Here is a 23,420-nt window from a genome sequence, read left to right as displayed (position 1 = left end):
TATTTTATAGAAAAGATATAGATAAATTTAAAAAAGTGGGTATAATAAACGTGTAGATACACAATAACAATGTTCTTACGAAAGAGAGGAAATAGATATGGCAGTAGTACATTTGTCAAAAGATAATTTTAATGAAGAAGTATTAGAATCAAAAGTACCGGTACTGGTAGACTTCTGGGCAACATGGTGCGGACCATGCCAGACAATGGGACCGCTGGTAGAAGAAATCGCAGAAGAACGCACAGACGTGAAAGTATGCAAACTGGACGTAGACCAGGAACCAGAACTTGCAAGACAGTATCGTGTAATGTCCATCCCAACATTCCTGGTATTCAAGGATGGGGAAGTGGCTAAGCGTGATATGGGAGTGATGTCGAAAGAGGAGTTAGAAGGGCTTTTAGCTGTTTAATACACTAGTTCATGGTGGCCTCCCGGTCCATGAGAAAGCGCTGGTATCCTATTTGCTGCTAGATGTCACGATGCAAACAGGATACCAGATCTTATACCAAGGCATACGCAAGGACCGGGAATCCAACCCAAATTAATGTATTAAACAGCAATTACAAATTTAATACATCTTTGATGGAATAGAACCCAGGCCCTTTATCAGCTAAATAAGCAGCACAGTCACAAGCCCCTCTTGCAAAGCATTCCCAGTTATAAGAATGATGTGTAATCTCCAGACGTTCCCCCATGCCTCCGAAGAATACGGTATGGCTGCTTGGAATATTGCCGGCGCGCAGTGAATGATAGCCGATGGTTCCTGGCTTGCGAGGGGATTCACCTTCGCGGCCATAGACAGCAATTTCATCTAATTCTTTGCCAAGTGCATGAGCCATGATCTCGCCCATCTCTTTTGAAGTTCCACTTGGGGCATCTTTTTTCCACTGGTCATGCATTTCCAGAATCTCGATGTCGATCTCATCTTTTAATGTTGTGGTTACAAGTTCCAGAAGTTTGTTCATGATATTTACAAGCTTGGAAGTGTTGGCGGCATAAAGCATTGGAATCTCTTTTCCGGCAGCTTCAAAACGTTTCATTTCTTCGGCCGAAAAACCGGTAGATCCACATACAAGTGCTTTTTTATGTGCGATAGCAAGGTCAAGTACCCCCATCGCCATTTCTTTTGTAGAAAAATCAATGATCACATCACAGGAATCGATGACGCTTGCAAGATCATCAACTACAGGAACGCCGAGCTCAGTGCCTGTCATGGCAACGGTCCCCAGATCCTTGCCGATATAATCCCGTCCTTTTGGTGCAACTCCGGCAACCAGTTCCATGTCGTCACGGCTGGCAGCAACCTGAGTAATCAGTTTTCCCATTTTCCCCCTTGGTCCGATTACAATAACTTTCATAATGAAATTCTCCTTTCGTAAAGCATACCTGTAAATGAGGATGCAAATGTTACAGTTTGCCGGGTGTACGTGAACTGTAACGTATATTGATTTCAGTATAGCACAGAAAGAAACGTTGTTGTTAACAGGAAGAACGTTTATATGTTTTTTTATTGTATAGAGAAAAAGTTTTGGAATCAGAAAATTACTGGTTAATGGCAGGTGGTTTGCATAACGTGTGAACAGTGTCATGAATGAGTTATAATGATCGGCTTGTAGAGGACAGGGTGAATATAGTATACTGAGTGTATCTTACAAAAAAGGATTTTGTTGACACACTCTAAAAGAACAATGACGAGAAAAATATACGATGGAGGAAAACATGAAAGGAATTATATTTGACGTAGACGGAACTTTGTGGGATTCGACAGCTGTAGCAGCAGTTTCGTGGAATAAAGTGATTAAAGATGAAGGAATTGAGTATAAAGAACTGGACGAATTTGATCTGAAAAAAGAATTCGGAAAACCAATGGAAGCGATCGGAAAAAGCCTGTTCCCGGATATGCCGGAAGATGAGATGATGGCACTTCTGGTAAAAATGCTGAAATATGAAAATGAACTGGTTGCGACAGGTCCGTGTGTGATTTTTGACGGAGTAAAGGAGACAATTAAAAAGTTAAGTGAAAAATATCCACTCTATATCGTAAGTAACTGCCAGGACGGATATATTGAAGCATTTTTACAGAATTCAAAACTCGGAGAATACTTTAAGGACTTTACCTGCCCGGCTTATACAGGAAAATTAAAAGGAGAAAACATCCGTATCATCATGGAAAGAAACGGACTGGATGAAGCCGTGTACGTGGGAGATACGCAGGGAGATGCCAATGCGTGCAGGGAAGCAGGTATCCCGATGATCTTTGCATCATATGGTTTTGGTGAAGTAGAAGGTGAATATACATCTATACAGAAGTTTGAACAGCTTTTGAATATAGAATTATTTTCATAGCAGAATATTTGAAAAATTTTCTGTATATTCAAGAGATAAAATGAAAAAGCATTGCATTTTATATAGAAAAATACTATAATTTTCTTATATTATTTCGTAGAAAAATACTAGAAAAGCAGAGGTATAGATTATGAAAAAAAGAGTTGTAGTTGCATTAGGACACAGAGCACTTGGTACAACATTACCAGAACAGAAAGAAGCAGTAAAGAAGACAGCAAAAGTGATCGGTGATCTGATTGAAAAAGGTTATCAGGTTGCAATCACACACAGTAACGCACCTCAGGTTGGTATGATCCATACAGCGATGAATGAATTTGCCAAACAGCATGAAGATTACACAGCAGCACCAATGTCTGTATGTTCTGCTATGAGTCAGGGATATATCGGATATGACCTTCAGAATGCGATTCGTGAAGAACTGATGGATCGTGGAATTTACAGAACTGTCAGCACAATCCTGACTCAGGTAATCGTAGATCCATACGACGAGGCATTTTATACACCGACAAAAGTTCTCGGACGTTACATGGATGCTGAGGAAGCAAGTGCAGAGCGTAAAAAAGGTAATTACGTAGTAGAAGAGCCTGGAAAAGGATTCCGTCGTATCGTATCAGCGCCAAATCCGGTCAGCATCGTAGAGATTGATGCAATCAAAGCATTACTGGATGCAGATCAGGTTGTCATTGCCTGCGGTGGTGGTGGAATTCCTGTTCTGGAACAGGATCACCGTCTGAAAGGTGCAAGTGCAGTTATTGAAAAAGATTTAACTGCAGGAAAGATGGCAGAAGAAACAGATGCTGATGAGTTAATTATTCTGACAAGTGTTGAAAAAGTTAAGATCAACATGGACAGACCGGAAGAAGAAGAGCTTGGTGAGATCAGTGTTACACAGGCAAAAGAATATATGGAAGAAGGACACTTTGGAAAATATAACATGTATCCAAAGTTCAGAGCCGCAGTAGAATTCCTGGAAAAGAGAGAAGGAAGAAGTGCCCTTATTACATCATTCGATAAACTGGACGATGCAATCAAAGGAAAAACCGGTACAATAATCAAATAAGAATGGATATATTTATCGGATAAAAAAGAGCAGACATCAATATGCAACCATAATTCCGAGTCGGAAAAACAGAATATTTTTGAAAAAATGAGACATACTGTTGTAGAAGTTTAAACTGCCGCTGACGATAAGTCGGGAAAATGTGTGCAGTCTGGTTATACAAGGAGGAATGTTTCATGAAAGCAAAAGTAGTAGATGGATGTATATCGTGTGGAGCATGCGTTGCAACATGTCCGGAGGTGTTCCGGTTTGATGAAGATGGTGTGGCAGAGGCTTATGCAAAAGTTACACCGGAACATGAAAGTGCGGCAATCGAGGCAAAGGAAGAATGTCCGGTGGCTGTGATCGTAATTGAAGATTAGAAATAAGAAGAGTCTGTATATTTATGGCAGAGATGTCGTGAATATACAGACTTTTTATACCAAAGTATGCAAGAGAAGTTGCCAGTGGCAAGTTCTTTGTATTGCCATGCATTCGTAAGGAAGTAATAATATCAGATCAGATAAAAAAGCATAAAATAGTATAAAACAGCAGAGTTTATGAAAATATAGGGTTCAATATATACTTATGTGAAAAGAGCTGTTAAGGGGATATAGTATCAGAAATGGAGGCTGTAAAGATATGTCCAGAATCCGGTTGTGTGAGCTTGAGAAAAAAGAAGTGATCAACTGTTGTGACTGCAAAAAGCTTGGTTATATTAATGATCTGATCATAGATGACTGTAAAGGATGTATAGAAGCACTTGTCGTTCCAGAAGGAGGAAAGTGGTGCAGCTTTTTTGGAGATGGTAAGGAGTATGTCATACCATTTTCATGTATAAAAAGAATCGGCCCGGATCTGATCCTGGTGGAAATTCACGAAGAAAAATAAGGGAATGTGTTTGACTTCTGTTTTGGGAAAAGATATACTATATTTAATGAATGAGAGTTTGAAGGACAGAAAGGAACGATTCATATGAAGTGCCCATATTGTAATAATCCGGATACCAGAGTTATCGATTCCAGACCTGCAGAAGACGGCAGCTGTATAAGACGCCGCCGTTCCTGTGATATATGTGGGAAGCGTTTTACAACGTATGAAAAAGTTGAGACGATTCCTCTGACAGTGATCAAAAAAGATAATACCAGAGAACAGTATGACCGTAGAAAAGTGGAAAATGGTGTGGTTCGTGCATGCTATAAACGACCGGTTGCTACGGCAGATATACAGAAAGTAGTTGACCGGATTGAGACAAAAGTATTCAGTCTGGAAGAAAAAGAAATCCCAAGCAGTGCGATCGGGGAAGCTGTGATGGATGAGCTGAAAGCACTGGACGAAGTGGCTTATGTCAGATTCGCATCTGTCTACAGAGAATTTAAAGATGTAAGCACATTTATGGATGAATTAAAAAAGATATTAGAATAAGAATGAATTGCGAACAGGAAGATAACGTGATAGAATATAACGGAGAAGCGAAAAAATTATTTGCTTCTCCGTTTTTCAATTGCCATGCATTCGTAAGGAGCTGCCAGTGGCAGGTTCTATGTATTGCCATGTAGTTGACAGAAATTATAAGAAAAGTTAAAGGGAATTAATAAGATAGAGCAGATTGGGTGAAAAAAGTATGAGAACATATAAGCTAACCATTTCCTATGATGGGAGCAGATATCAGGGATGGCAGAGACAGGCGACTACGGATAATACAATTCAGTATATTCTGGAGCTTAGTATCAGTAAATTAGTCGGATACCGTGTGCACATAGACGGATCCGGGAGAACAGATGCAGGTGTACATGCCCGTGGACAGGTCGCAAGTGTAAAGCTTTCAAAGTTATATGATACAAAAGAATTAAAAGATTCATTGAACAGATACCTTCCGGAGGATATCCGCATTATGAAGGTAGAACTTGCAAAGAATGGATTTCATGCAAGAAAAAGCGCAAAGGGAAAAAAATACGAGTATTATATCGACTGCCGTGAAAAACCAGATGTTTTTTCAAGAAGATATTGCTATCATTATCCGGAAAAGCTTGATATTGAAGCCATGCGTGATGCAACAAAATATCTGATCGGACCAAAGAATTTTACAAGCTTTACCGATGATAAAGAGTGTAAAGATCCGGTGCGTAAGATTGTTAATATCAAGATTGTAAGCAGTGGAGATAAAGTAAGAATTACTTATTATGGAACAGGTTTCCTGTATCATATGGTAAGAATTCTGACCGGAACACTTCTCGAAATCGGAGCAGGTAAGAGAGATGCATCTATGCTTCCAGTTGTAATAGCAGCAGAAGACAGAAGCCTTGCGGGATTTTTAGCACCGGCGAGAGGATTGTTCTTAAGAAAAGTATATTATTAATATGATGTATTCGAGGATTGTGAAAATGCGTGGCAATGGAGCAATCCGGGTACCTCATTAATATTTCTGGATAAAAACTAACAGGGAGGAACTGTATGAAATTTATATCATGGAATGTCAATGGAATCCGTGCGTGCGCGCAGAAAGGATTTATGGATGTTTTTAATGAACTGGATGCTGATATTTTCTGTATTCAGGAATCAAAGATGCAGGCTGGACAGTTGGAACTGGATACGCCGGGATATCATCAATATTGGAATTATGCAGAGAAAAAAGGATATTCAGGAACAGCGATTTTTACCAGACAGGAACCAATCAGTGTAAGTTACGGACTTGGAATCGAAGAACATGATAAAGAAGGACGCGTGATCACACTGGAATTTGAAGACTTTTACTTTATAACAGTGTATACACCGAATTCACAGAGTGAACTTGCACGTCTGGATTACCGTATGCAGTGGGAAGATGCATTTCTTGCTTACCTGAAAAAGCTGGAAGAGAAGAAACCAGTCATTTTCTGCGGTGATCTTAATGTTGCACATAAAGAAATCGACCTGAAAAATCCAAAGACCAATCGTAAGAATGCAGGCTTCACAGATGAAGAAAGAGGAAAATTCACAGATCTTCTGAATGCAGGCTTCATCGATACCTTCCGTTATTTCTATCCAGACCAGGAAGGCATCTACTCATGGTGGTCCTACAGATTCAGCGCAAGAAAGAAAAACGCAGGCTGGCGTATCGACTACTTCTGCGTCTCCGAAAGCCTGAAACCCCGCTTAAAAGACGCCAAAATCCACACCGAAATCCTGGGCTCCGACCACTGCCCAGTAGAACTCGACATAGAATAATTAAAACTAAAAAGCGAAATCAAGTCAGCTAGAGTGTGTCTGAAAAAACTCAAAGCAAGTACCAGCTGTTGCACAAAAAAATAAAACAGAAAAGAGAAGTATATTATATAAATAAGATGACATTGACCGAAGGGAGCGGCACCGTTTTATATAATATACTTCTCTTTTCGTCCTGATATTCTTACCACAACAGCGTCCGGGACAAAGAGGGAGATTTTACAAAAATCCCCCATCAACCCCAATAATCTGCCCCGTCATATAATCCGGCGCATGCACAATATTCCACACCATCTGTGCAATTTCTTCCGGAGTTCCATATCTTCCGGCTGGAATATCTTCTTCAAGAGCCTTGCGCTCTTCCTCCGTAAGCTGACTGTTCATAGAGGTATCAATTACACCACAGGCGATCGCATTAACCTGAACGTTGCTTGGAGCAAGTTCTTTCGCAAGAGCTTTTGTGAACCCATTGATTCCGGACTTGGATGCGGAATAAGCAACTTCACAGGATGCACCAGAAGTTCCCCACATAGAGGAAATGTTGATAATCTTTCCAGAACGCTTGGATACCATCGGTGGAATGGCCTGTCTGCAGCAGTAAAATGCAGAGGAAAGATTTGTCTGGATGATGCGGTTCCAGTCTTCGTCTGTCATATCTGTCAGAAGATTAATATACGAGATGCCAGCATTGTTGACCAGAACATCCAGATGTGTGCATTCTTCATAGATTCTTTCATAGATTTCATTAACTTTTCTGGAGTCACCGACGTTGCCGGGTACAAGCGTACATGGTGTGTGATATTTTTCTTTGATTTCCTGTTTGACCCTTCTTAATTCTTCCATAGAAGTAGAGCAGTTCAAAAATGTTTGATAACCACGTGATGCAAACAAAAGTGCGATGCTTTTTCCGATTCCTCTGGAAGCACCAGTAATAAAAATTGTTTTCTGATTCATGTTATATCTCCCCTGACGATATTTTTTAAATAACTTTATTTCTCTATTATATACTGAAATGATTGTCATTTAAAGTCTCAGGTGATATTATTTATGTATCAAATTAACGCAGCCGGATAAAAATCGGCTTCAGAGAGATCATTTGCGATAAAGAGAGGTACCATTATGATTAATAAGGCAATTGAATTTGCCACGAGAGCACATGCAGGACAGTTCAGGAAAGGAACCAAGAGGCCATATATTGTGCATCCGATCGAGGTGGGCGATATTGTTTCGACGATGACGCAGGATGAAGAGATTATCAGTGCAGCAGTTTTGCATGATACGATTGAAGACTGTAAGAGTGTATCTAAGGAAGTTCTGGCGGAAGAATTTTCAGAAAGAGTTGCGTCGATGGTGGCACAGGAAAGCGAAGACAAGTCGAAGACATGGATGGAGCGTAAGTCAGCAACGATCGAGCATTTGAAGACAGCACCAAGAGAAGTGCAGATGATAGGGCTTGCGGACAAACTGTCTAACATGCGGGATATTGACAGGGATTATCCGATGTACGGAGAAGAACTCTGGAACAGATTCCGGATGAAGGATAAGAAGATTATAGGATGGTATTATATTGGAATAAGAGATGCTTTGAAGGAAGCATTTCAGGGTGTAGATGCTTACGAGGAATACTGTGAGCTTGTAAGCAAGAATTTTGAAGATGATTAAAAATATGAATCAGTAAAGAGTGGCAGGACATTGCACCGGATAATGCAGTGTCCTGATTATTATTTCAGATACACTTTTGAGGTGAAAAACTATGGCAGAAGTAAGAAAACATATGGTATTTCATGGAAGAGTACAGGGCGTGGGATTCAGATATACGGCAAAATATCTGGCAAGATCTATGAACCTGACCGGATGGGTGAAAAATGAATACGATGGCACCGTTGTAATGGAAGTACAGGGAAGAGAAGCATTGATTTTTGAACTGATGAAAGGATTGAACCGGAATCAGTTTATACAGATTGACTGGATTGATACAGAAGAGATGGATACAGAGCTGGAAAGCAGTTTTGAAGTGAAGTATTGATTTTGACCGGGGTATTATAAGTATGATATACTATAGACATCTAGGACGAGAACGGCAAGGAGACCAAAGGAATGGAAACAGGAAAAGCGAAGAGTGTAAAAGGCAGGATTGTAGAGGCTGCATGGCAGTTGTTTTATGAAAAGGGATATAACGGAACAACGGTAGATGATATTATTGATCTGTCGGGAACATCAAAGGGATCTTTTTATTATTATTTTAATACAAAAGATGAATTGTTAAATACATTATCTATGATATTGGACGATCATTACGATGAACTTGAGAAAAAGATGGATCCACAGATGAACAGCTATGAAAAACTGTTGTATCTGAATTATGAAGCACATACCATGATGGAAGAAAAGATCAGTATCGATCTGCTGGCATCGCTTTACTCCACTCAGTTGGTAGCCCAGGGACACCGGTCATTGCTTGATCAGAACCGAAAATATTACAAATTGATCAGCAGCATTATTGACGAAGGACAGAAAAAAGGTGAGATATCCGATACAGTATCGGTAAATGAACTGGTGAAATATTATTCTATGTGCGAACGGGCGCTGGTATCAGACTGGTGTCTGAACAAAGGAGAATATTCACTGGGGGAATATTCTAAAAAATGTATGCCGGTTATGATGGAGCATTTTAAAAAATAGGCACATTCTGATCCGTAAATGTTATATTAAAAAACAAAACAGTTTTCATAATAAAAACACATGATACAGAAGCAGTATGACTTTTCATATAGTTTTCCTATATGCCAAAGTATACAGGAAAAGCTGTTCTCTGTAGCATGTGTTTTTTGATATCTAAGTATGCAGGATGAGTTGCCAGAGGCAGGTTCTCTGTATGTCAAAATATCCTTGAGAAACGGACAGTAGAAGAACATGAGATGGCAGCAAGCGGTAATCCGGCTAATGCATTTTTAAAGCAGTATCCTTTCCGGTTCCAAAATGGTCATTTTTCAATATTTCAAATGCTTTCTCATAATTTCCTTTTCGCATATAGGAGACCATTTTTTTCAGATTATCATTGGTTTTTGGAATCCGCATACCGTTGCGGATAGAATACTGTCCAATACGGATCAGTTCGGATAAGTTATTTTCATAAATGTGGTTGATACGCTCATTTTCAAATATACTAATAATCTCCATATGCATGGCAGTATCTGCGACTTCCCACTGATAGAGATCGCCGGCGACAGCGCACATACGGACAACCTTTTCTTCGATACGGTAAGAATATTCTTCGTATTTTCCGGAGGTAAAGATCTGACGGAATGCGGCACCTTCCAGAAGCTCTCTTAGCTGATAGATTTCGTTGATGTCTTTATCAGTAATCTCACGTACAGTCATGGACTTGTAATAATCAGATACGATCAGTCCTTCGGCCTGAAGCATCTGGATGGCAGTCCGGACCGGACTTCTGCTCATGCCCAGTTCTTTGGTAAGCATAGCTTCTGTAAGAACCATGCCTGGCGGATAAGTCAGATTTAAAATATTTTCTTTGATTGTATGATAGGCCTGAGTGGCAAGAGATGGACTATTTTCTGCCATGATAATTCCCCCTAATCCTGAATAATGTACTCCCGGGGCCATTTTGATACCTGCGTATGCAAGAAAAGTTGCCAGTGGCAAGTTTTCTGTATTTACTTTTGCACTTATTCTTTTTCATCAGACTTACCGGGAGTGGATGAATAAAAAGTATACATTCCAATTGATTGTATACAAATTGTAACGTATTTTTGGGGAAAATTCAAGACAAAGTGTTGACTTTTGGAAAAACTGGTGTTATAGTCACAGTAACAAATGAATTGTATACAAATTTTAAAAATGTATACAACTGTAAAAGATGATGCAAACATAAATTCATTGCTGAAAGAAGATTCCTGAATCGGGAATTTTATAGAATACAGCAATAAAAGCATCACAGATACAGGAGTAAGAAGATTAGTTGATAGAAAAGGAAGGTAAGAAGGATGAAATTAGGATTTATCGGTACAGGTAACATGGCATCAGCAATTATGGGTGGTATTATTAAGAATAATGTGATTCCGGCAGAAGAAATCATCGGGGCAGATCTTTTTGCACCTGGAAGAGAAAGAGTACAGAAAGCTTACGGTATTAATGTAACAGCTGATAACAAAGAAGTAGCAGAAAAAGCAGAGACAATTATCCTTTCTGTAAAACCACAGTTTTATGAGAGCGTTATCGCAGACATCAAAGATGTAGTGAAAGAAAACCAGATCGTCATCACAATTGCACCAGGTAAGACACTTGCATGGCTCGCAGAAAAATTCGGAAAAGATGTAAAAATCGTACGTACAATGCCAAATACACCAGCTATGGTAGGCGAAGGTATGACCGCTGTATGCCCGAACGAACATATGACAGAAGATGAGATTGCATATGTAAAGAGCCTTCTGGAAAGCTTTAGCCGTGCAGAAATCGTTCCAGAGCGTCTGATGGACGTTGTAACAGCAGTAAGCGGAAGCTCACCGGCATATGTATTCATGCTGATCGAGGCTATGGCAGATGCAGCAGTATCTGGTGGAATGCCAAGAAAACAGGCTTATGAATTTGCAGCACAGGCAGTACTTGGAAGTGCTAAGATGGTTCTGGATACAGGAAAACATCCTGGAGAATTAAAAGATATGGTTTGCTCACCAGCAGGAACAACAATCGAAGCAGTTCGTACATTAGAAGAACTTGGATTTAGAAGTTCCATCATCGAAGCAATGAAAGTTTGCGAAGAGATGTCAAGAAGCTTATAAAAAGTAAGCAGCATATGATATATTGGAAATAAATAAGGGCAGATATTGTGAGTGTTTCGCAATATCTGCCCTTGCGTATGTACATTATTATGTGATAAAATTTTTCCTATGTTGTCAAAGTAAAAAGCAGCAAATGTAATAAGAAGACAGACGCATCAAGATATAAAGAATAAAAAGTGAAAATAAAAAGATCATGGTACTGTATGAACAGTAAGCGGGAATAACAGATTGTAGAAAGACAGGTGGCTGGATATGAAAAAGGAACTGGAGTATTTTACAATAGATGGTGAATTTGGCGGGAATCAGGACTGGTTTACGAATATTGTCATGAATATTGGTGGATGTGGTGCTGCAACTGCATGTGACAGCTGTATCTATTTTGCAAAATATATGGGAATGAAAGAATTATATCCGTTTGATCTGGACAGAATGGATAAAGAATCGTACAAAAAATTCAGCCAGATCATGAAACCATATATCCGGCCGAGAGTCGGAGGAGTCAGAAAACCAGAATGGTATATCGAAGGACTGGGAAAGTATATCAGAGATGTCAACGAACGGTGTAAAGCAGATTACCAGATTGAGATGGAGAAGTTTGACGGAGATATTCCGGAAGAAGAGGCGGAGATGCTGATTCGCAACCAGATTGACCAGGGACTTCCGGTTCCGTATCTGATGTTAAAACACCAGAACGTAGAAGCATACAAAGATTTTATCTGGCACTGGTTTCTGGTGGTCGGATATGAGACAGACGCAGAAGGAACGTGGATAGATGTAGCCACTTATGGGGAAAAAGTCCGGCTGAACCTGAAAGAACTGTGGAAAACCGGATATGAAGAAAAGGGTGGAATCATTATTTACGATATAAAATAAAAAAGTGACCATAATTCATATTTTTAACACAAATTCTTGTTATGATATTTTTAACTGAGAAAAAACGAATAAGAAGGTGGGAGAAAAAGTGAAAAGACGAATCATGACCGCAGGGATGCTGGCTATGATGCTTGCAATGGGAATGACAGGATGTGGAAAGTCAGACACAAAGACAGATGAGACGACAAAAACAGAGCAGACGTCAGAAACTGACAGCAACGGAGAAAAAAAGCAGTCAGATAATGAAACAAATGTGATGAATGATGAGCAAAAGAAGCTGTATGAAGAAATCAAGAAAGCGTACAATGTAGAAGAAGAGCAAAAGATTGCAGATGCACTGGAAGCAAAGAAAAAATCCCAGGATTATACATTAAGTAATATGCTGATAGAGTATAATCCATTCGGAACCAATATGCAGTCGTTATATGTATATTTTAAGACGGATAATGCAGTAAAGGTATCTTATACGATCCATGTAGACAAAGATAATATTGAGGATTTCAGCAGGGATGTCTATCAACAGGAAGAATACCAGACAGAACACGAATTTCAGGTAATTGGTCTGATACCGGATACGGAAAATACCGTAACTTTCTATATTACGAACAAAGATGGTTCGACAGATACAAAAGAAATTGTCTACGATATGGGAAGTTTGTACGGCGAAGAAGAAGTACAGCTTGATACAGATGTAAAGCAAAGTGCGGACAAGCTGACAGATGGTCTGTATGTCATACTTGGTAATGACAGCTCTTCCATGGATTTTGTGTATTATTATGATAATAATGGGGTGTTAAGGGGAGAGGTTCCGCTTCTTGGATATAGAAGCCACAGACTGATCTTTGATGAAAACTCCATGTATTACAGCATTTCCGAAAAGCGTCTGGCGCAGGTAAACCGCCTGGGACAGGTAACGAATGTCTATAATCTTGGCGATTACAAACTGCATCATGACTACGTCTTTGATGAGAACGGAAATATGCTGATCCTTGCGACAGATACGACACAGGACAGTGTAGAAGATATTGTGTTGAAACTGGATGTAAACTCAGGAGAAGTAACAGAAGTACTGGATCTGGAAGATCTGTTTGGAGAATATAAGAAAACCTGTGTCAAGAATTCTTCTGATGAACTGGACTGGATGCATATTAATACCATTCAGTATATGGGAAATGGTTCAGTGCTGTTAAGTTCCAGAGAGACATCAACAATTATCAAAATCGATAATATTTACGATCAGCCGTCGGTTGCATATATGATCGGAGAGAAGGATTTCTGGGATGATACTTCTTATGTAAGTCTGCTGCTGAATAAAAAAGGTGATTTTACAATCCAGGGAGGACAGCATTCCATCGCATATGAAACGGATGAGAGTCTGCAGGAAGGACAGTACTACCTGTATATGTATAACAATAATATTGGAATCAGTGAGACGAGACCGGATTATGACTGGTCAGCAATCGGACTGAAAGAATCATCTGCGACAGAAGGAAAGAATTCCAAGTATTACAAATATCTGGTAGATGAAAATGCAGGCACTTTTGAATTAGTGGATTCATTTAAAGTTCCATACTCAGGATATGTAAGCAGTGCGCAGGAGCTAGGCGATAATGTACTGATTGATACAGGACTTAAGGGGATGTTCAGCGAATATGATGAGAATCACAAAGTAATTGCCACATATAAAATGAACTATGAAAAATTCATTTACAGAGTATACAAATATAATTTCGATGGATTTTATTTTGAAAAAAATGAATAATGAATGAAAAATCTTTTGGAAGTCTTTACGGATGAGGATTTATCCGCTAAAATGAAAGCGTCGGTTTTTACCGGCGCTTTTATTGATACCTAAGTATAGTTAATAAGTGGAAGAATCCGCAACTGGTGGAGGCTCCACATTTGAAAATCTTAGAAAGAAAAGAGGAAAATAAAAATGGCAAACCCAATCGTAACATTTGAGATGGAAAATGGAGATATTATGAAAGCAGAGCTGTATCCGGAAGTTGCTCCAAATACAGTCAACAACTTTATTTCACTGGTAAAAAAAGGATATTATGACGGACTGATCTTTCACCGTGTCATCAATGGTTTCATGATCCAGGGAGGATGCCCGGACGGAACAGGCATGGGTGGCCCGGGATATAACATCAAAGGTGAATTCGCACAGAACGGATTTGCAAATGATCTTGCACATACAGAAGGTGTACTTTCTATGGCAAGAGCTATGCATCCGGACTCAGCAGGATCACAGTTCTTTATTATGCACAAGGCAGCTCCACATCTTGACGGGGCATATGCAGCATTTGGTAAGATCATTGAAGGAATGGATATTGTAAATAAGATCGCAGAGACGGATACGGATTACAGTGACAGACCTCTGACCGAACAGAAGATGAAGAAAGTAACCGTTGATACAATGGGAACAGAGTATCCGGAACCAGAAAGAGCATAAGCCAAGATAGCAGAATCATAGCAATGAAAAATACAGCGATCAGAAGTTTCTGATAAATATATGCTGCGCCTTATGGAGCAGCATATATTGTATCGCAATGCTTTCGAAAGAGGCTGCCGGTGGCAGGCTATGTAGAAGGTAAAGTATGCAAACTTCCAACACATATGACGCGGAGGAAAATACAGATGGAAATGATCCAGACAGAAAAGTTGGTATATGAATATGAAAAACGTGATGAAGAAGGCAATGTGATTGGAACATCGCGTGCTATTGATGAAGTAGATATGGAAGCAAAAGAAGGACAGTTCATAGCAGTTCTTGGACATAATGGTTCTGGAAAATCAACGCTTGCCAAGCATCTGAATGCAATCCTGGTGCCAACAGAAGGTTCCGTATGGGTGAATGGAAAGAATACAAGTAATCCAGAAGAACTCTGGGACGTAAGACAGTCGGCCGGAATGGTATTCCAGAATCCGGATAACCAGATCATTGGTACGGTAGTAGAAGAAGATGTCGGATTCGGACCGGAGAATCTGGGCGTTCCTACAGAAGAGATCTGGCAGCGGGTAGAAGAAAGTTTAAAAGCAGTCGGAATGATCGAGTACCGTCATCATTCTCCGAATAAGCTTTCCGGTGGTCAGAAGCAGAGAGTGGCGATTGCAGGTGTTGTGGCAATGGAGCCAAAATGTATCGTCATGGATGAACCGACAGCTATGCTTGATCCCGTAGGAAGAAGAGAAGTATTAAAGACGGTTCATAAACTCAGAAAACAGAAAAATGTTACGGTGATCCTGATCACGCATTATATGGAAGAAGTAGTAGATGCGGATAAGATCTTTGTTATGGATCACGGAAAAGTTGTAATGGAAGGAACGCCAAGAGAAATATTCTCCAGAGTAGATGAACTGAAGAGCTACCGGCTGGATGTGCCACAGGTGACGATTCTTGCAGACGAGCTTAGGAAACGCGGACTGGACATTCCGAAAGGAATTCTGAAAAAAGAAGAACTGGTAGAAGCAGTGGAACGTTTGAAAAGATAAACGTCCCGGCAATTACGCATTTACAACAATAGAACATTTGATGTAAGAAATGGTGAGAAGAAATGACAGACATTGCAATTAAGATAGAACATTTGAATTATGTATACAGTCCGGGGACTGCATATGAAAAACACGCACTCAAAGACATATGCCTGGAAATCCCACATGGGGAATTTGTGGGAATCATCGGTCATACCGGATCGGGAAAATCAACACTGATCCAGCATTTGAACGGACTTGTGAAGGCAACGGACGGTGCGATATATTATAATGGAGAAAACATTTACCAGAACGGGTACGATATGCGCAGGCTTCGTAACCAGGTCGGACTGGTATTCCAGTATCCGGAGTATCAGCTTTTTGAGATTGATGTACTGACAGACGTCTGCTTTGGACCGAAGAATCAGGGACTTAGCAAAGAAGAGTGCGAAAAGCGTGCGCTGGAAGCACTGAAGCTGGTGGGATTAAAAGAAAAATATTATAAGTCATCTCCTTTTGAACTTTCGGGAGGACAGAAGCGAAGAGTCGCGATCGCAGGAGTGCTTGCGATGCGTCCAAAGGTTCTGGTGCTGGATGAGCCGACTGCAGGACTGGACCCAAAAGGAAGAGATGATATTTTGGATCAGATTGCATACCTGCATAAACAGAGTGATATGACGGTTATCCTGGTATCACACAGCATGGAAGATATTGCAAAATATGCAGACCGGATCATCGTTATGAACAAAGGGTCTGTAATGTATAATGGTGCACCAAAAGAAGTATTTGCCCATTATCAGGAGCTGGAAAAGATTGGACTTGCAGCTCCGCAGGTGACTTACATTATGCATGATCTGAAAGAAAAAGGATTGCCGGTTAAGGTAAATGTAACGACTGTGGAAGAGGCAGCAGATGAGATTATGCAGGCACTGGAGAAGAAGATATGATAAGAGATATTACAATCGGACAATATTATCCGGCAAAGAGTGTATTACACAGATTAGATCCAAGAGTAAAGCTGGTAGGGACATTGCTGTATCTGATCTCACTGTTTTTGTTTAGCAGTATACCAGGATATGTGATGACGACATTGTTCCTGATTATTATTATAAAAATGTCAAGAGTTCCGTTTTCCTTTATCGTAAGGGGATTAAAACCGGTTATTATGATTTTGATGATCACGGTATTATTTAACTTATTCCTGACGAGGGATGGGGAAGTGCTGTTCCATGCGTGGATATTTACGATTACAGAAGGCGGGCTCAGAACAGCGGTATATATGGCAATCCGACTGATCTATCTGATCATTGGCTCGTCGCTTATGACATTTACAACGACGCCAAATGAGCTGACAGATGGAATCGAAAAATTGCTTGGACCACTGAATAAGATTCATGTTCCGGTCCATGAAGTTGCGATGATCATGTCGATCGCTCTCCGGTTCATCCCGATTCTTCTGGAAGAGACGGACAAGATCATGAAAGCGCAGATCGCAAGAGGAGCGGATCTGGAAAGTGGTAACATGATCCAGAAAGCCAAAAGCATGATCCCGATTCTGGTACCGTTATTCGTATCTGCATTCCGAAGAGCCAATGACCTTGCAATGGCAATGGAGGCAAGATGTTACCGCGGGGGAGAAGGCCGTACGAAGATGAAACCGTTACAGTATAGTAAGAATGATAGAATTGCGTATATTGTTGTAATTGTTTATGTGATTTTGGTGGTTGTTGTTGGAAGATGTGTGCCAGTGCATATTTGGATATTTTAAATTGTATAAGGGGACGGAGGTTTTTTAAAAATCCTCCGTCCTAAATTTATATAGTAAGTGAGAAAAAAGAATTGTATCGAATTGTATGGAGGTTATCATGAAAAGAGTCAGAATATTCGTAGCGTATGACGGAACGAATTACTGTGGCTGGCAGATCCAGCCAAATGGAATCACTATTGAGGAAAAACTGAATAAAGCATTGCATAAACTTACCGGAGAAGACATAAGGATTATTGGAGCCAGCAGAACGGATTCCGGTGTGCATGCACTGGGGAATGTGGCAATATTTGATACAGAATCGCAGATTCCACCGGAGAGATTTTCTTATGCGCTGAATCAGAGGCTACCGGAAGATATCGTGGTAATGAAGTCGGATGAAGTACCGCAGGACTGGCATCCGAGATATCAGGATAATATTTCTAAGACGTATGAATATCATATCTATAATGCAGAAGTACCGAATCCGTTAAAAACAAGATATTGCACTTTTGTCTCATTTCCAATGGATATCGAAGCAATGAGAAAAGGGGCAGAATATCTGGTTGGAGAACATGATTTTGTGAGCTTTTGCAATATTCGGACCAATGCACAGGATACTGTGCGGACGGTGTACGATCTGACGATTGAGCAAAAAGATGGTGAGATCGTGATCCGAGTTACGGGAAATGGCTTCTTATATAATATGGTCCGTATCATAGCAGGAGTATTGATCCGTGTTGGAAGAGGATTCTATACACCGGAGAAAGTAAAGGAGATCCTGGAGGCAAAAGTACACACTTCAGAAGGTGTGACAGCGCCGCCGAACGGGCTTGTGCTCGTAAAAATTGATTATAATTAATCATTAAAACGGATTATATTGGTAAAAATACATTAAGAATAATCAATAAAAGGTCGGAAAATTGGACAATATACAGAAAATAATCGGAATAACGTACAAAAATGAAAAATAACACCATCGTCTGTTAAGAATATGTTAAAATACACCTGTCTGACATTAATTTATGACAAAGACAAATGGAAGGAGAAAAATTATGGAAACGTTATTGTATCTTGTTCCGGTATTTGGAATCCTCGGGTTACTCTTTGCAGCCTATCTTGCAGCAAGAGTAAGTAAACAGGATGCCGGAAACGACAGAATGAAAGAAATTGCCTCAGCTATCAGCGACGGTGCACAGGCATTTCTGACAGCAGAGTATAAGATTCTGGTTATTTTCGTAGTAGTATTATTCGTGCTTATCGGAATTGGAATTGGAAACTGGATCACTGCTGTATGCTTCGTAGTAGGAGCATTATTCTCAACACTTGCAGGATTCTGCGGAATGAAGGTTGCTACAAAAGCAAACGTAAGAACTGCAAATGCAGCAAAAGAAAAAGGAATGAACAAAGCACTCTCGATTGCATTCTCCGGTGGAGCTGTAATGGGTATGTGCGTAGCTGGTTTTGGTGTGTTTGGTGTCAGCATCATCTATATTCTTACTAAGAATGTTGATATCATTACAGGATTCAGCCTTGGAGCTTCTTCAATTGCCCTGTTTGCCCGTGTTGGTGGTGGTATCTATACCAAAGCTGCTGACGTAGGAGCTGACCTTGTAGGTAAAGTAGAAGCAGGTATTCCGGAAGACGATCCGCGTAACCCGGCGGTTATCGCTGATAACGTAGGAGATAACGTAGGTGACGTAGCTGGTATGGGAGCTGACCTTTTTGAATCATATGTAGGAGCCCTTGTATCTGCACTGACACTTGGAATCGTATATTATAAGGCAGAAGGAGCTATCTTCCCACTTCTGATCGCAGGACTTGGACTTGTAGCTTCTATCCTTGGAACTTTCTTTGTAAAAGGTGATGAGAATTCTAACCCGCACAAAGCATTAAAGACAGGTTCTTATGTAGCAAGTGCACTGGTACTGATCGTATCTTGTGTACTTAGTAAAGTATTCTTCGGAGACTTCAAGGCAGCCATCGCAATCGTAGCTGGTCTGATCGTAGGACTTCTGATCGGTATCATCACAGAAGTATATACATCCGGAGATTACAAATCTGTAAAAGAGATTGCAGAACAGTCAGAGACGGGATCTGCAACAACAATCATCAGTGGTCTTGCAGTAGGTATGAAATCTACAGCAATCCCGATTCTTCTGATCTGCGTTGGTATCTTTGTTGCATACCAGACATGTGGACTTTATGGTATCGCACTTGCCGCTGTAGGAATGCTTTCTACAACAGCTATTACAGTAGCCGTAGATGCTTATGGACCGATTGCTGACAATGCCGGTGGTATTGCAGAGATGTCTGAACTTGATCCACACGTTCGTCAGATCACTGACAAACTGGATGCCGTAGGTAACACAACAGCAGCTATGGGTAAAGGTTTCGCTATCGGATCTGCAGCCCTTACAGCACTTGCACTGTTCGTATCCTATGCAGAAGCAGTACATTTGAAGACTATCGATATTCTTGATTCACGAGTTATCATCGGAATGCTGATTGGTGGAATGCTTCCATTCTTATTCTCAGCTATGACAATGTCATCTGTATCAAGAGCAGCATATCAGATGATCGAAGAAGTAAGACGTCAGTTCAAGACAATGCCTGGTATCATGAAAGGTACTGAGAAACCAGATTACAAATCATGCGTTGCTATCTCAACAACAGCAGCATTAAAAGAAATGCTGGTTCCAGGTGTTATGGCAGTGCTTGCACCACTGGTTGTCGGAATCCTTCTTGGACCTTCCGCACTTGGCGGACTTCTTGCAGGAGCACTTGTAACAGGTGTTATGATGGCAATCTTTATGTCAAATGCCGGTGGAGCATGGGATAATGCTAAGAAATATATCGAAGATGGTAACCATGGTGGAAAAGGAAGCGAAGCTCACAAAGCAGCCGTAGTTGGAGACACTGTAGGTGACCCATTCAAAGATACATCAGGACCATCTATCAACATCCTGATCAAACTGATGACAGTCGTATCACTGGTATTCGCACCACTGTTCCTGTCAATTGGCGGATTATTATAAGAAGTTTATAAAATAATATAAAGAACTTGCTACTGGCAGTTTCTCTTATATACGTTGATATTATGAAAAACGATATCTGTACCAGATGAGGTGTATGGATATCGTTTTTTTATACCAAAGTATGCAAGAAAAGTTGTCAGTGGCAGGTTCTATGTATGTCAACATATGAAAGAGCAGCTGATAGTTGAGTGTATAAAAATTGACGGTGCCAGATACACTCGTGATGCAGAAAAAATATGGGATGAGATTAAATTTATAAAAAGTTGAGAAAAATATAAGAATTGAGGGACTGGCAACCACCATCGGTTTGTGATAATATATTTGTCGGGACTTTTATTAATTTTGAAAATAGATAGAAAAGAGGCAGTAAACATGACAAAAGTAGACATTATTTCCGGATTCCTCGGAGCAGGAAAAACTACATTTATTAAAAAACTCCTTAGCGATGTATGGGAAGGAGAAAAACTGGTACTGATCGAGAATGAATTTGGTGAGATTGGTATTGATGGTGGATTCTTAAAAGATGCAGGAATCGAGATCACAGAGATGAATTCTGGATGTATCTGCTGTACACTGGTTGGCGACTTCAGCAAAGCACTGGTAAAAGTATTAGACGAATACCATCCGGACCGTGTTATCATCGAGCCATCAGGAGTAGGAAAATTATCTGACGTAGCAAGAGCAATCGAAGCAGTAGAAAAAGATGCTGATATCGAAATCGACGGAAGAATTACAGTCGTAGATGGTAAAAAAGCGAAGATGTACATGAAGAACTTTGGAGAATTCTTTAAAGATCAGGTAGAGCATGCTTCTACGATCGTAGTAAGCCGTACACAGATGATGACAGATGAAAAAGTAGAAGAATGTGTACACACACTTCGTGAAGAAAATGCAGAAGCAACCATCATCTCTACACCATGGGATGAACTTGGAAAAGAAGCAATCAGCCATGCACTGACAAAGGGCGCTGAAATTGAAAGCCTGTTTGAAGATCATGAAGATCACGATCATGACCATGAGCATTGCGATCACGATCATCACGACCATGACCATGAGCACCACGACCATCACGATCACGACCATGAGCACTGTGATCACGATCATGACCACCACGACCATCACGACCACGATCATGATCACGACTGTTGCTGTGGACATGACCATGACCACGATCATCACCATCATCATCATGCAGATGATGTATTTACAAGCTGGGGAAAGGAGACAGTTCACAAATATACAGAAGAAGAACTGGATTATCTGCTGAAAGCATTATCAGAAACAACATCTTATGGTACAATCCTCCGTTCAAAAGGTATCATTCAGATGACAGACGGATCATGGAAGCAGTTCGACTTAGTACCAGAAGAGTACGAAGTAAGAGAAGGACAGCCTGACTACACAGGACGTATCTGCGTAATCGGAACAGATCTGAAGGAAGACGAACTTCTAAAATTATTCCATATCTAAAAAACGTGAAAGTAAAAGGCGCATGAAAAGTGCGCCTCTATATACAAAAGTATGCAATAGACACTGCCAGTGACAGTGTCTATGTATCGTTAAAATTTAGATTGCCGGTGACAGATCTTATGTGTATAAAGGTATAGAATAGAAGTTTCTGACGGCAGATTTTATGTGTAATTGTAATAGTAAGATAGAAATATAAAAGAAAGAGGTGCGAGTATGGCAACACCTATGTTTATCGTAACAGGATTTCTGGACAGTGGAAAAACAACCATGATCAAAGAGACCCTGATGGAACAGGAATGGATCGAACCGGGACTTACACTGTTACTTCTTTGCGAAGAAGGAGAAGAGGAGTACCCGGAAGAATATTTAAAAGAAAAAAACATGGTATTACTGAAAATCGATGAATTCGATCAGTTAAATACTGTATTTTTCAAAAATTGTGAAAGAAACTATCATCCGGCGCAGATCGTTATTGAATATAATGGAATGTGGAAGCTGGAAGACCTGCTTTCAATCAGATACCCAAGAAGCTTTGAATTACAGGGTGTATATTCGACTGTAGATGGAACAACACTGGATATGTATCTGATGAATATGAGAAATATGCTGATGGAACAGCTTACAGAATCCGAACTGATCGTTGTGAACAGATGTGCAGATGGTGTGAACAGATCAGGATTCAGACGTGCACTGAAAGTACAGAATCCAATGGCACAGCTTATATTCGAAGACATGCAGGGAAAAATCATTGAACCATCAGAAGAAGACCTTCCTTACGATGTAAAGGGAGATAAGATCGTGCTGGACGATGTAGACTTTGGAGTATGGTATGTGGATGCATATGACCATCCTGAGTTATACCTGCACAAAGAGATCGAATTCAAAGGCCAGATTTTCCGCCCGAAGGGAATGCCGGATAATATGTTCGTCCCTGTAAGAGAGATCATGACTTGCTGTGCAGAGGATGTACGTTATTATGGATATCCGTGTAAAGCAGAAAAGAAAGTTGATGCAAAGACAAAATCATGGATGAAGATCCGTGCGAGATTTGAGTATGAAGCTGTCAGCTCATTTGGAAATAAACAGCCGGTATTGTATCTGATTGATATGGAACCTGTAGAGGAACCGGAAGATAAGGTTGTGTATTTAGGTTAATTGCTGTTTAATACACTATGTCATTGTGGCCTCTCGGTCCATGAGAAAGCGCTGGTATCCTGTCTGCTGCTAGATGTCACGATGCAGAAGTTCTAAGGCAGTCCGACTTTCCTAAGGACGAAAGGGACTCCGCTCCAAACTCGGCATGCGCCTCAAACAGTGTCGCTCCGTCCCTTTAACGGAAAGTCAAACTGCCTAAGAACTTCTACACATCGCGCCAAAAAACGCTGCAAACAGGATACCAGCGCTTTCTCATGTCGTGATTGGCAGGCGGTAGT

At 40.4% G+C, this 23,420-nt stretch carries 26 protein-coding genes; 23 read left to right on the top strand and 3 right to left on the bottom strand.

The window, feature by feature from the left end:
• Window positions 1-97: 97 nt before the first annotated feature.
• Complete coding sequence (trxA, locus tag ACWJAF_RS12255) at window positions 98-409, top strand: thioredoxin (protein ID WP_448864276.1); 312 nt, start codon at window positions 98-100, stop codon at window positions 407-409.
• 151 nt (window positions 410-560) lie between these two features.
• Here the strand turns inward: trxA and dapB are convergent, their stop codons facing one another.
• The gene (gene dapB, locus ACWJAF_RS12250; protein ID WP_448864274.1) at window positions 561-1,358 is read right to left on the bottom strand and encodes a 4-hydroxy-tetrahydrodipicolinate reductase; all 798 of its coding nucleotides are present in this window, start codon (window positions 1,356-1,358) and stop codon (window positions 561-563) included.
• 361 nt (window positions 1,359-1,719) lie between these two features.
• On the opposite strand from dapB, the gene ACWJAF_RS12245 reads away from it, so the two are divergent.
• The 8 genes from ACWJAF_RS12245 to ACWJAF_RS12210 all read left to right on the top strand — a co-directional run bounded on the left by ACWJAF_RS12245 (window position 1,720) and on the right by ACWJAF_RS12210 (window position 6,592).
• Complete coding sequence (locus tag ACWJAF_RS12245) at window positions 1,720-2,346, top strand: HAD family hydrolase (protein WP_296033218.1); 627 nt, start codon at window positions 1,720-1,722, stop codon at window positions 2,344-2,346.
• A gap of 130 nt (window positions 2,347-2,476) precedes the next feature.
• Window positions 2,477-3,406, top strand: a complete 930-nt coding sequence (arcC, locus tag ACWJAF_RS12240) for a carbamate kinase (RefSeq protein ID WP_448864272.1) — start codon at window positions 2,477-2,479, stop codon at window positions 3,404-3,406.
• Between the two features lie 176 nt (window positions 3,407-3,582).
• A complete protein-coding gene (locus tag ACWJAF_RS12235) occupies window positions 3,583-3,768 on the top strand; it encodes a ferredoxin (RefSeq protein WP_296033220.1) in 186 nt (61 codons plus the stop codon).
• Window positions 3,769-4,036: 268 nt separating this feature from the next.
• Entirely contained in the window at window positions 4,037-4,276 is a 240-nt protein-coding gene (locus tag ACWJAF_RS12230) for a PRC-barrel domain-containing protein (RefSeq protein ID WP_296033247.1), read from the top strand.
• Window positions 4,277-4,360: 84 nt separating this feature from the next.
• The gene (gene nrdR / locus ACWJAF_RS12225) at window positions 4,361-4,810 is read left to right on the top strand and encodes a transcriptional regulator NrdR (RefSeq protein WP_296033221.1); all 450 of its coding nucleotides are present in this window, start codon (window positions 4,361-4,363) and stop codon (window positions 4,808-4,810) included.
• Window positions 4,811-4,812: 2 nt separating this feature from the next.
• Window positions 4,813-4,944, top strand: coding sequence for a hypothetical protein (locus ACWJAF_RS12220; protein WP_448864269.1), 132 nt, complete (start codon window positions 4,813-4,815; stop codon window positions 4,942-4,944).
• Between the two features lie 65 nt (window positions 4,945-5,009).
• Window positions 5,010-5,744, top strand: coding sequence for a tRNA pseudouridine(38-40) synthase TruA (truA, locus tag ACWJAF_RS12215; protein ID WP_296093799.1), 735 nt, complete (start codon window positions 5,010-5,012; stop codon window positions 5,742-5,744).
• 95 nt (window positions 5,745-5,839) lie between these two features.
• A complete protein-coding gene (locus tag ACWJAF_RS12210) occupies window positions 5,840-6,592 on the top strand; it encodes an exodeoxyribonuclease III (protein WP_296033225.1) in 753 nt (250 codons plus the stop codon).
• A 216-nt stretch (window positions 6,593-6,808) separates the two neighbouring features.
• Here the strand turns inward: ACWJAF_RS12210 and ymfI are convergent, their stop codons facing one another.
• Window positions 6,809-7,543: an elongation factor P 5-aminopentanone reductase gene (gene ymfI, locus ACWJAF_RS12205; protein ID WP_296033228.1), complete on the bottom strand. Its 735-nt coding sequence runs from the start codon at window positions 7,541-7,543 to the stop codon at window positions 6,809-6,811.
• Between the two features lie 165 nt (window positions 7,544-7,708).
• Between ymfI and ACWJAF_RS12200 the strand changes: the two genes are divergently transcribed.
• The 3 genes from ACWJAF_RS12200 to ACWJAF_RS12190 all read left to right on the top strand — a co-directional run bounded on the left by ACWJAF_RS12200 (window position 7,709) and on the right by ACWJAF_RS12190 (window position 9,271).
• A complete protein-coding gene (locus tag ACWJAF_RS12200; protein ID WP_296093801.1) occupies window positions 7,709-8,251 on the top strand; it encodes an HD domain-containing protein in 543 nt (180 codons plus the stop codon).
• A gap of 91 nt (window positions 8,252-8,342) precedes the next feature.
• A complete protein-coding gene (locus ACWJAF_RS12195) occupies window positions 8,343-8,615 on the top strand; it encodes an acylphosphatase (RefSeq protein WP_296033231.1) in 273 nt (90 codons plus the stop codon).
• Window positions 8,616-8,686: 71 nt separating this feature from the next.
• Entirely contained in the window at window positions 8,687-9,271 is a 585-nt protein-coding gene (locus ACWJAF_RS12190; protein ID WP_296033232.1) for a TetR/AcrR family transcriptional regulator, read from the top strand.
• Window positions 9,272-9,529: 258 nt separating this feature from the next.
• On the opposite strand, the gene ACWJAF_RS12185 is transcribed toward ACWJAF_RS12190, so the two are convergent.
• Window positions 9,530-10,171 carry a GntR family transcriptional regulator gene (locus ACWJAF_RS12185; protein ID WP_448864265.1) on the bottom strand — a complete coding sequence of 214 codons (642 nt, stop codon included), beginning with the start codon at window positions 10,169-10,171 and terminating at the stop codon, window positions 9,530-9,532.
• A gap of 422 nt (window positions 10,172-10,593) precedes the next feature.
• On the opposite strand from ACWJAF_RS12185, the gene proC reads away from it, so the two are divergent.
• The 11 genes from proC (at window position 10,594) to ACWJAF_RS12130 (ending at window position 23,142) form a co-directional block, all read left to right on the top strand.
• Window positions 10,594-11,388: a pyrroline-5-carboxylate reductase gene (gene proC / locus ACWJAF_RS12180; protein ID WP_448864263.1), complete on the top strand. Its 795-nt coding sequence runs from the start codon at window positions 10,594-10,596 to the stop codon at window positions 11,386-11,388.
• Between the two features lie 252 nt (window positions 11,389-11,640).
• Window positions 11,641-12,261 carry a hypothetical protein gene (locus ACWJAF_RS12175; RefSeq protein WP_448864262.1) on the top strand — a complete coding sequence of 207 codons (621 nt, stop codon included), beginning with the start codon at window positions 11,641-11,643 and terminating at the stop codon, window positions 12,259-12,261.
• A gap of 88 nt (window positions 12,262-12,349) precedes the next feature.
• The gene (locus ACWJAF_RS12170) at window positions 12,350-14,023 is read left to right on the top strand and encodes an aryl-sulfate sulfotransferase (protein ID WP_448864260.1); all 1,674 of its coding nucleotides are present in this window, start codon (window positions 12,350-12,352) and stop codon (window positions 14,021-14,023) included.
• 174 nt (window positions 14,024-14,197) lie between these two features.
• Window positions 14,198-14,716 (top strand): peptidylprolyl isomerase, encoded by a 519-nt coding sequence (locus ACWJAF_RS12165; RefSeq protein WP_296033238.1) that lies wholly within the window; start codon window positions 14,198-14,200, stop codon window positions 14,714-14,716.
• Window positions 14,717-14,901: 185 nt separating this feature from the next.
• Window positions 14,902-15,756, top strand: a complete 855-nt coding sequence (locus ACWJAF_RS12160; protein ID WP_296033249.1) for an energy-coupling factor transporter ATPase — start codon at window positions 14,902-14,904, stop codon at window positions 15,754-15,756.
• A 71-nt stretch (window positions 15,757-15,827) separates the two neighbouring features.
• Entirely contained in the window at window positions 15,828-16,682 is an 855-nt protein-coding gene (locus ACWJAF_RS12155) for an energy-coupling factor transporter ATPase (RefSeq protein WP_448864290.1), read from the top strand.
• The gene (locus ACWJAF_RS12150) at window positions 16,679-17,503 is read left to right on the top strand and encodes an energy-coupling factor transporter transmembrane component T family protein (protein WP_448864258.1); all 825 of its coding nucleotides are present in this window, start codon (window positions 16,679-16,681) and stop codon (window positions 17,501-17,503) included. Before ACWJAF_RS12155 ends, ACWJAF_RS12150 begins: the two co-directional genes overlap by 4 nt.
• Before the next feature lie 97 nt (window positions 17,504-17,600).
• A complete protein-coding gene (gene truA / locus ACWJAF_RS12145) occupies window positions 17,601-18,341 on the top strand; it encodes a tRNA pseudouridine(38-40) synthase TruA (protein WP_448864256.1) in 741 nt (246 codons plus the stop codon).
• A gap of 193 nt (window positions 18,342-18,534) precedes the next feature.
• Window positions 18,535-20,517 (top strand): sodium-translocating pyrophosphatase, encoded by a 1,983-nt coding sequence (locus ACWJAF_RS12140; RefSeq protein WP_296093808.1) that lies wholly within the window; start codon window positions 18,535-18,537, stop codon window positions 20,515-20,517.
• Between the two features lie 372 nt (window positions 20,518-20,889).
• On the top strand, window positions 20,890-21,987 hold the full coding sequence (locus ACWJAF_RS12135) for a CobW family GTP-binding protein (RefSeq protein ID WP_448864253.1): 1,098 nt from the start codon (window positions 20,890-20,892) through the stop codon (window positions 21,985-21,987).
• A 213-nt stretch (window positions 21,988-22,200) separates the two neighbouring features.
• A complete protein-coding gene (locus ACWJAF_RS12130) occupies window positions 22,201-23,142 on the top strand; it encodes a TIGR03943 family putative permease subunit (protein ID WP_448864251.1) in 942 nt (313 codons plus the stop codon).
• Window positions 23,143-23,420: the final 278 nt, after the last annotated feature.

The organism is Dorea sp., from assembly GCF_977044405.1.
The sequence above is the reverse complement of the archived record's forward strand: the minus strand, read 5'-3'. Positions and strand labels throughout refer to the sequence as shown.

Excerpts from the sequence above, each read along its gene's own strand:
- trxA (WP_448864276.1), top strand. The coding sequence starts at position 98 with ATGGCAGTAGTACATTTGTCAAAAGATAATTTTAATGAAGAAGTATTA.
- dapB (WP_448864274.1), bottom strand. The coding sequence starts at position 1,358 with ATGAAAGTTATTGTAATCGGACCAAGGGGGAAAATGGGAAAACTGATT.
- ACWJAF_RS12245 (WP_296033218.1), top strand. The coding sequence starts at position 1,720 with ATGAAAGGAATTATATTTGACGTAGACGGAACTTTGTGGGATTCGACA.
- arcC (WP_448864272.1), top strand. The coding sequence starts at position 2,477 with ATGAAAAAAAGAGTTGTAGTTGCATTAGGACACAGAGCACTTGGTACA.
- ACWJAF_RS12235 (WP_296033220.1), top strand. The coding sequence starts at position 3,583 with ATGAAAGCAAAAGTAGTAGATGGATGTATATCGTGTGGAGCATGCGTT.
- nrdR (WP_296033221.1), top strand. The coding sequence starts at position 4,361 with ATGAAGTGCCCATATTGTAATAATCCGGATACCAGAGTTATCGATTCC.
- ACWJAF_RS12220 (WP_448864269.1), top strand. The coding sequence starts at position 4,813 with ATGAATTGCGAACAGGAAGATAACGTGATAGAATATAACGGAGAAGCG.
- truA (WP_296093799.1), top strand. The coding sequence starts at position 5,010 with ATGAGAACATATAAGCTAACCATTTCCTATGATGGGAGCAGATATCAG.
- ACWJAF_RS12210 (WP_296033225.1), top strand. The coding sequence starts at position 5,840 with ATGAAATTTATATCATGGAATGTCAATGGAATCCGTGCGTGCGCGCAG.
- ymfI (WP_296033228.1), bottom strand. The coding sequence starts at position 7,543 with ATGAATCAGAAAACAATTTTTATTACTGGTGCTTCCAGAGGAATCGGA.
- ACWJAF_RS12200 (WP_296093801.1), top strand. The coding sequence starts at position 7,709 with ATGATTAATAAGGCAATTGAATTTGCCACGAGAGCACATGCAGGACAG.
- ACWJAF_RS12195 (WP_296033231.1), top strand. The coding sequence starts at position 8,343 with ATGGCAGAAGTAAGAAAACATATGGTATTTCATGGAAGAGTACAGGGC.
- ACWJAF_RS12190 (WP_296033232.1), top strand. The coding sequence starts at position 8,687 with ATGGAAACAGGAAAAGCGAAGAGTGTAAAAGGCAGGATTGTAGAGGCT.
- ACWJAF_RS12185 (WP_448864265.1), bottom strand. The coding sequence starts at position 10,171 with ATGGCAGAAAATAGTCCATCTCTTGCCACTCAGGCCTATCATACAATC.
- proC (WP_448864263.1), top strand. The coding sequence starts at position 10,594 with ATGAAATTAGGATTTATCGGTACAGGTAACATGGCATCAGCAATTATG.
- ACWJAF_RS12175 (WP_448864262.1), top strand. The coding sequence starts at position 11,641 with ATGAAAAAGGAACTGGAGTATTTTACAATAGATGGTGAATTTGGCGGG.
- ACWJAF_RS12165 (WP_296033238.1), top strand. The coding sequence starts at position 14,198 with ATGGCAAACCCAATCGTAACATTTGAGATGGAAAATGGAGATATTATG.
- ACWJAF_RS12160 (WP_296033249.1), top strand. The coding sequence starts at position 14,902 with ATGGAAATGATCCAGACAGAAAAGTTGGTATATGAATATGAAAAACGT.
- ACWJAF_RS12150 (WP_448864258.1), top strand. The coding sequence starts at position 16,679 with ATGATAAGAGATATTACAATCGGACAATATTATCCGGCAAAGAGTGTA.
- truA (WP_448864256.1), top strand. The coding sequence starts at position 17,601 with ATGAAAAGAGTCAGAATATTCGTAGCGTATGACGGAACGAATTACTGT.
- ACWJAF_RS12140 (WP_296093808.1), top strand. The coding sequence starts at position 18,535 with ATGGAAACGTTATTGTATCTTGTTCCGGTATTTGGAATCCTCGGGTTA.
- ACWJAF_RS12135 (WP_448864253.1), top strand. The coding sequence starts at position 20,890 with ATGACAAAAGTAGACATTATTTCCGGATTCCTCGGAGCAGGAAAAACT.
- ACWJAF_RS12130 (WP_448864251.1), top strand. The coding sequence starts at position 22,201 with ATGGCAACACCTATGTTTATCGTAACAGGATTTCTGGACAGTGGAAAA.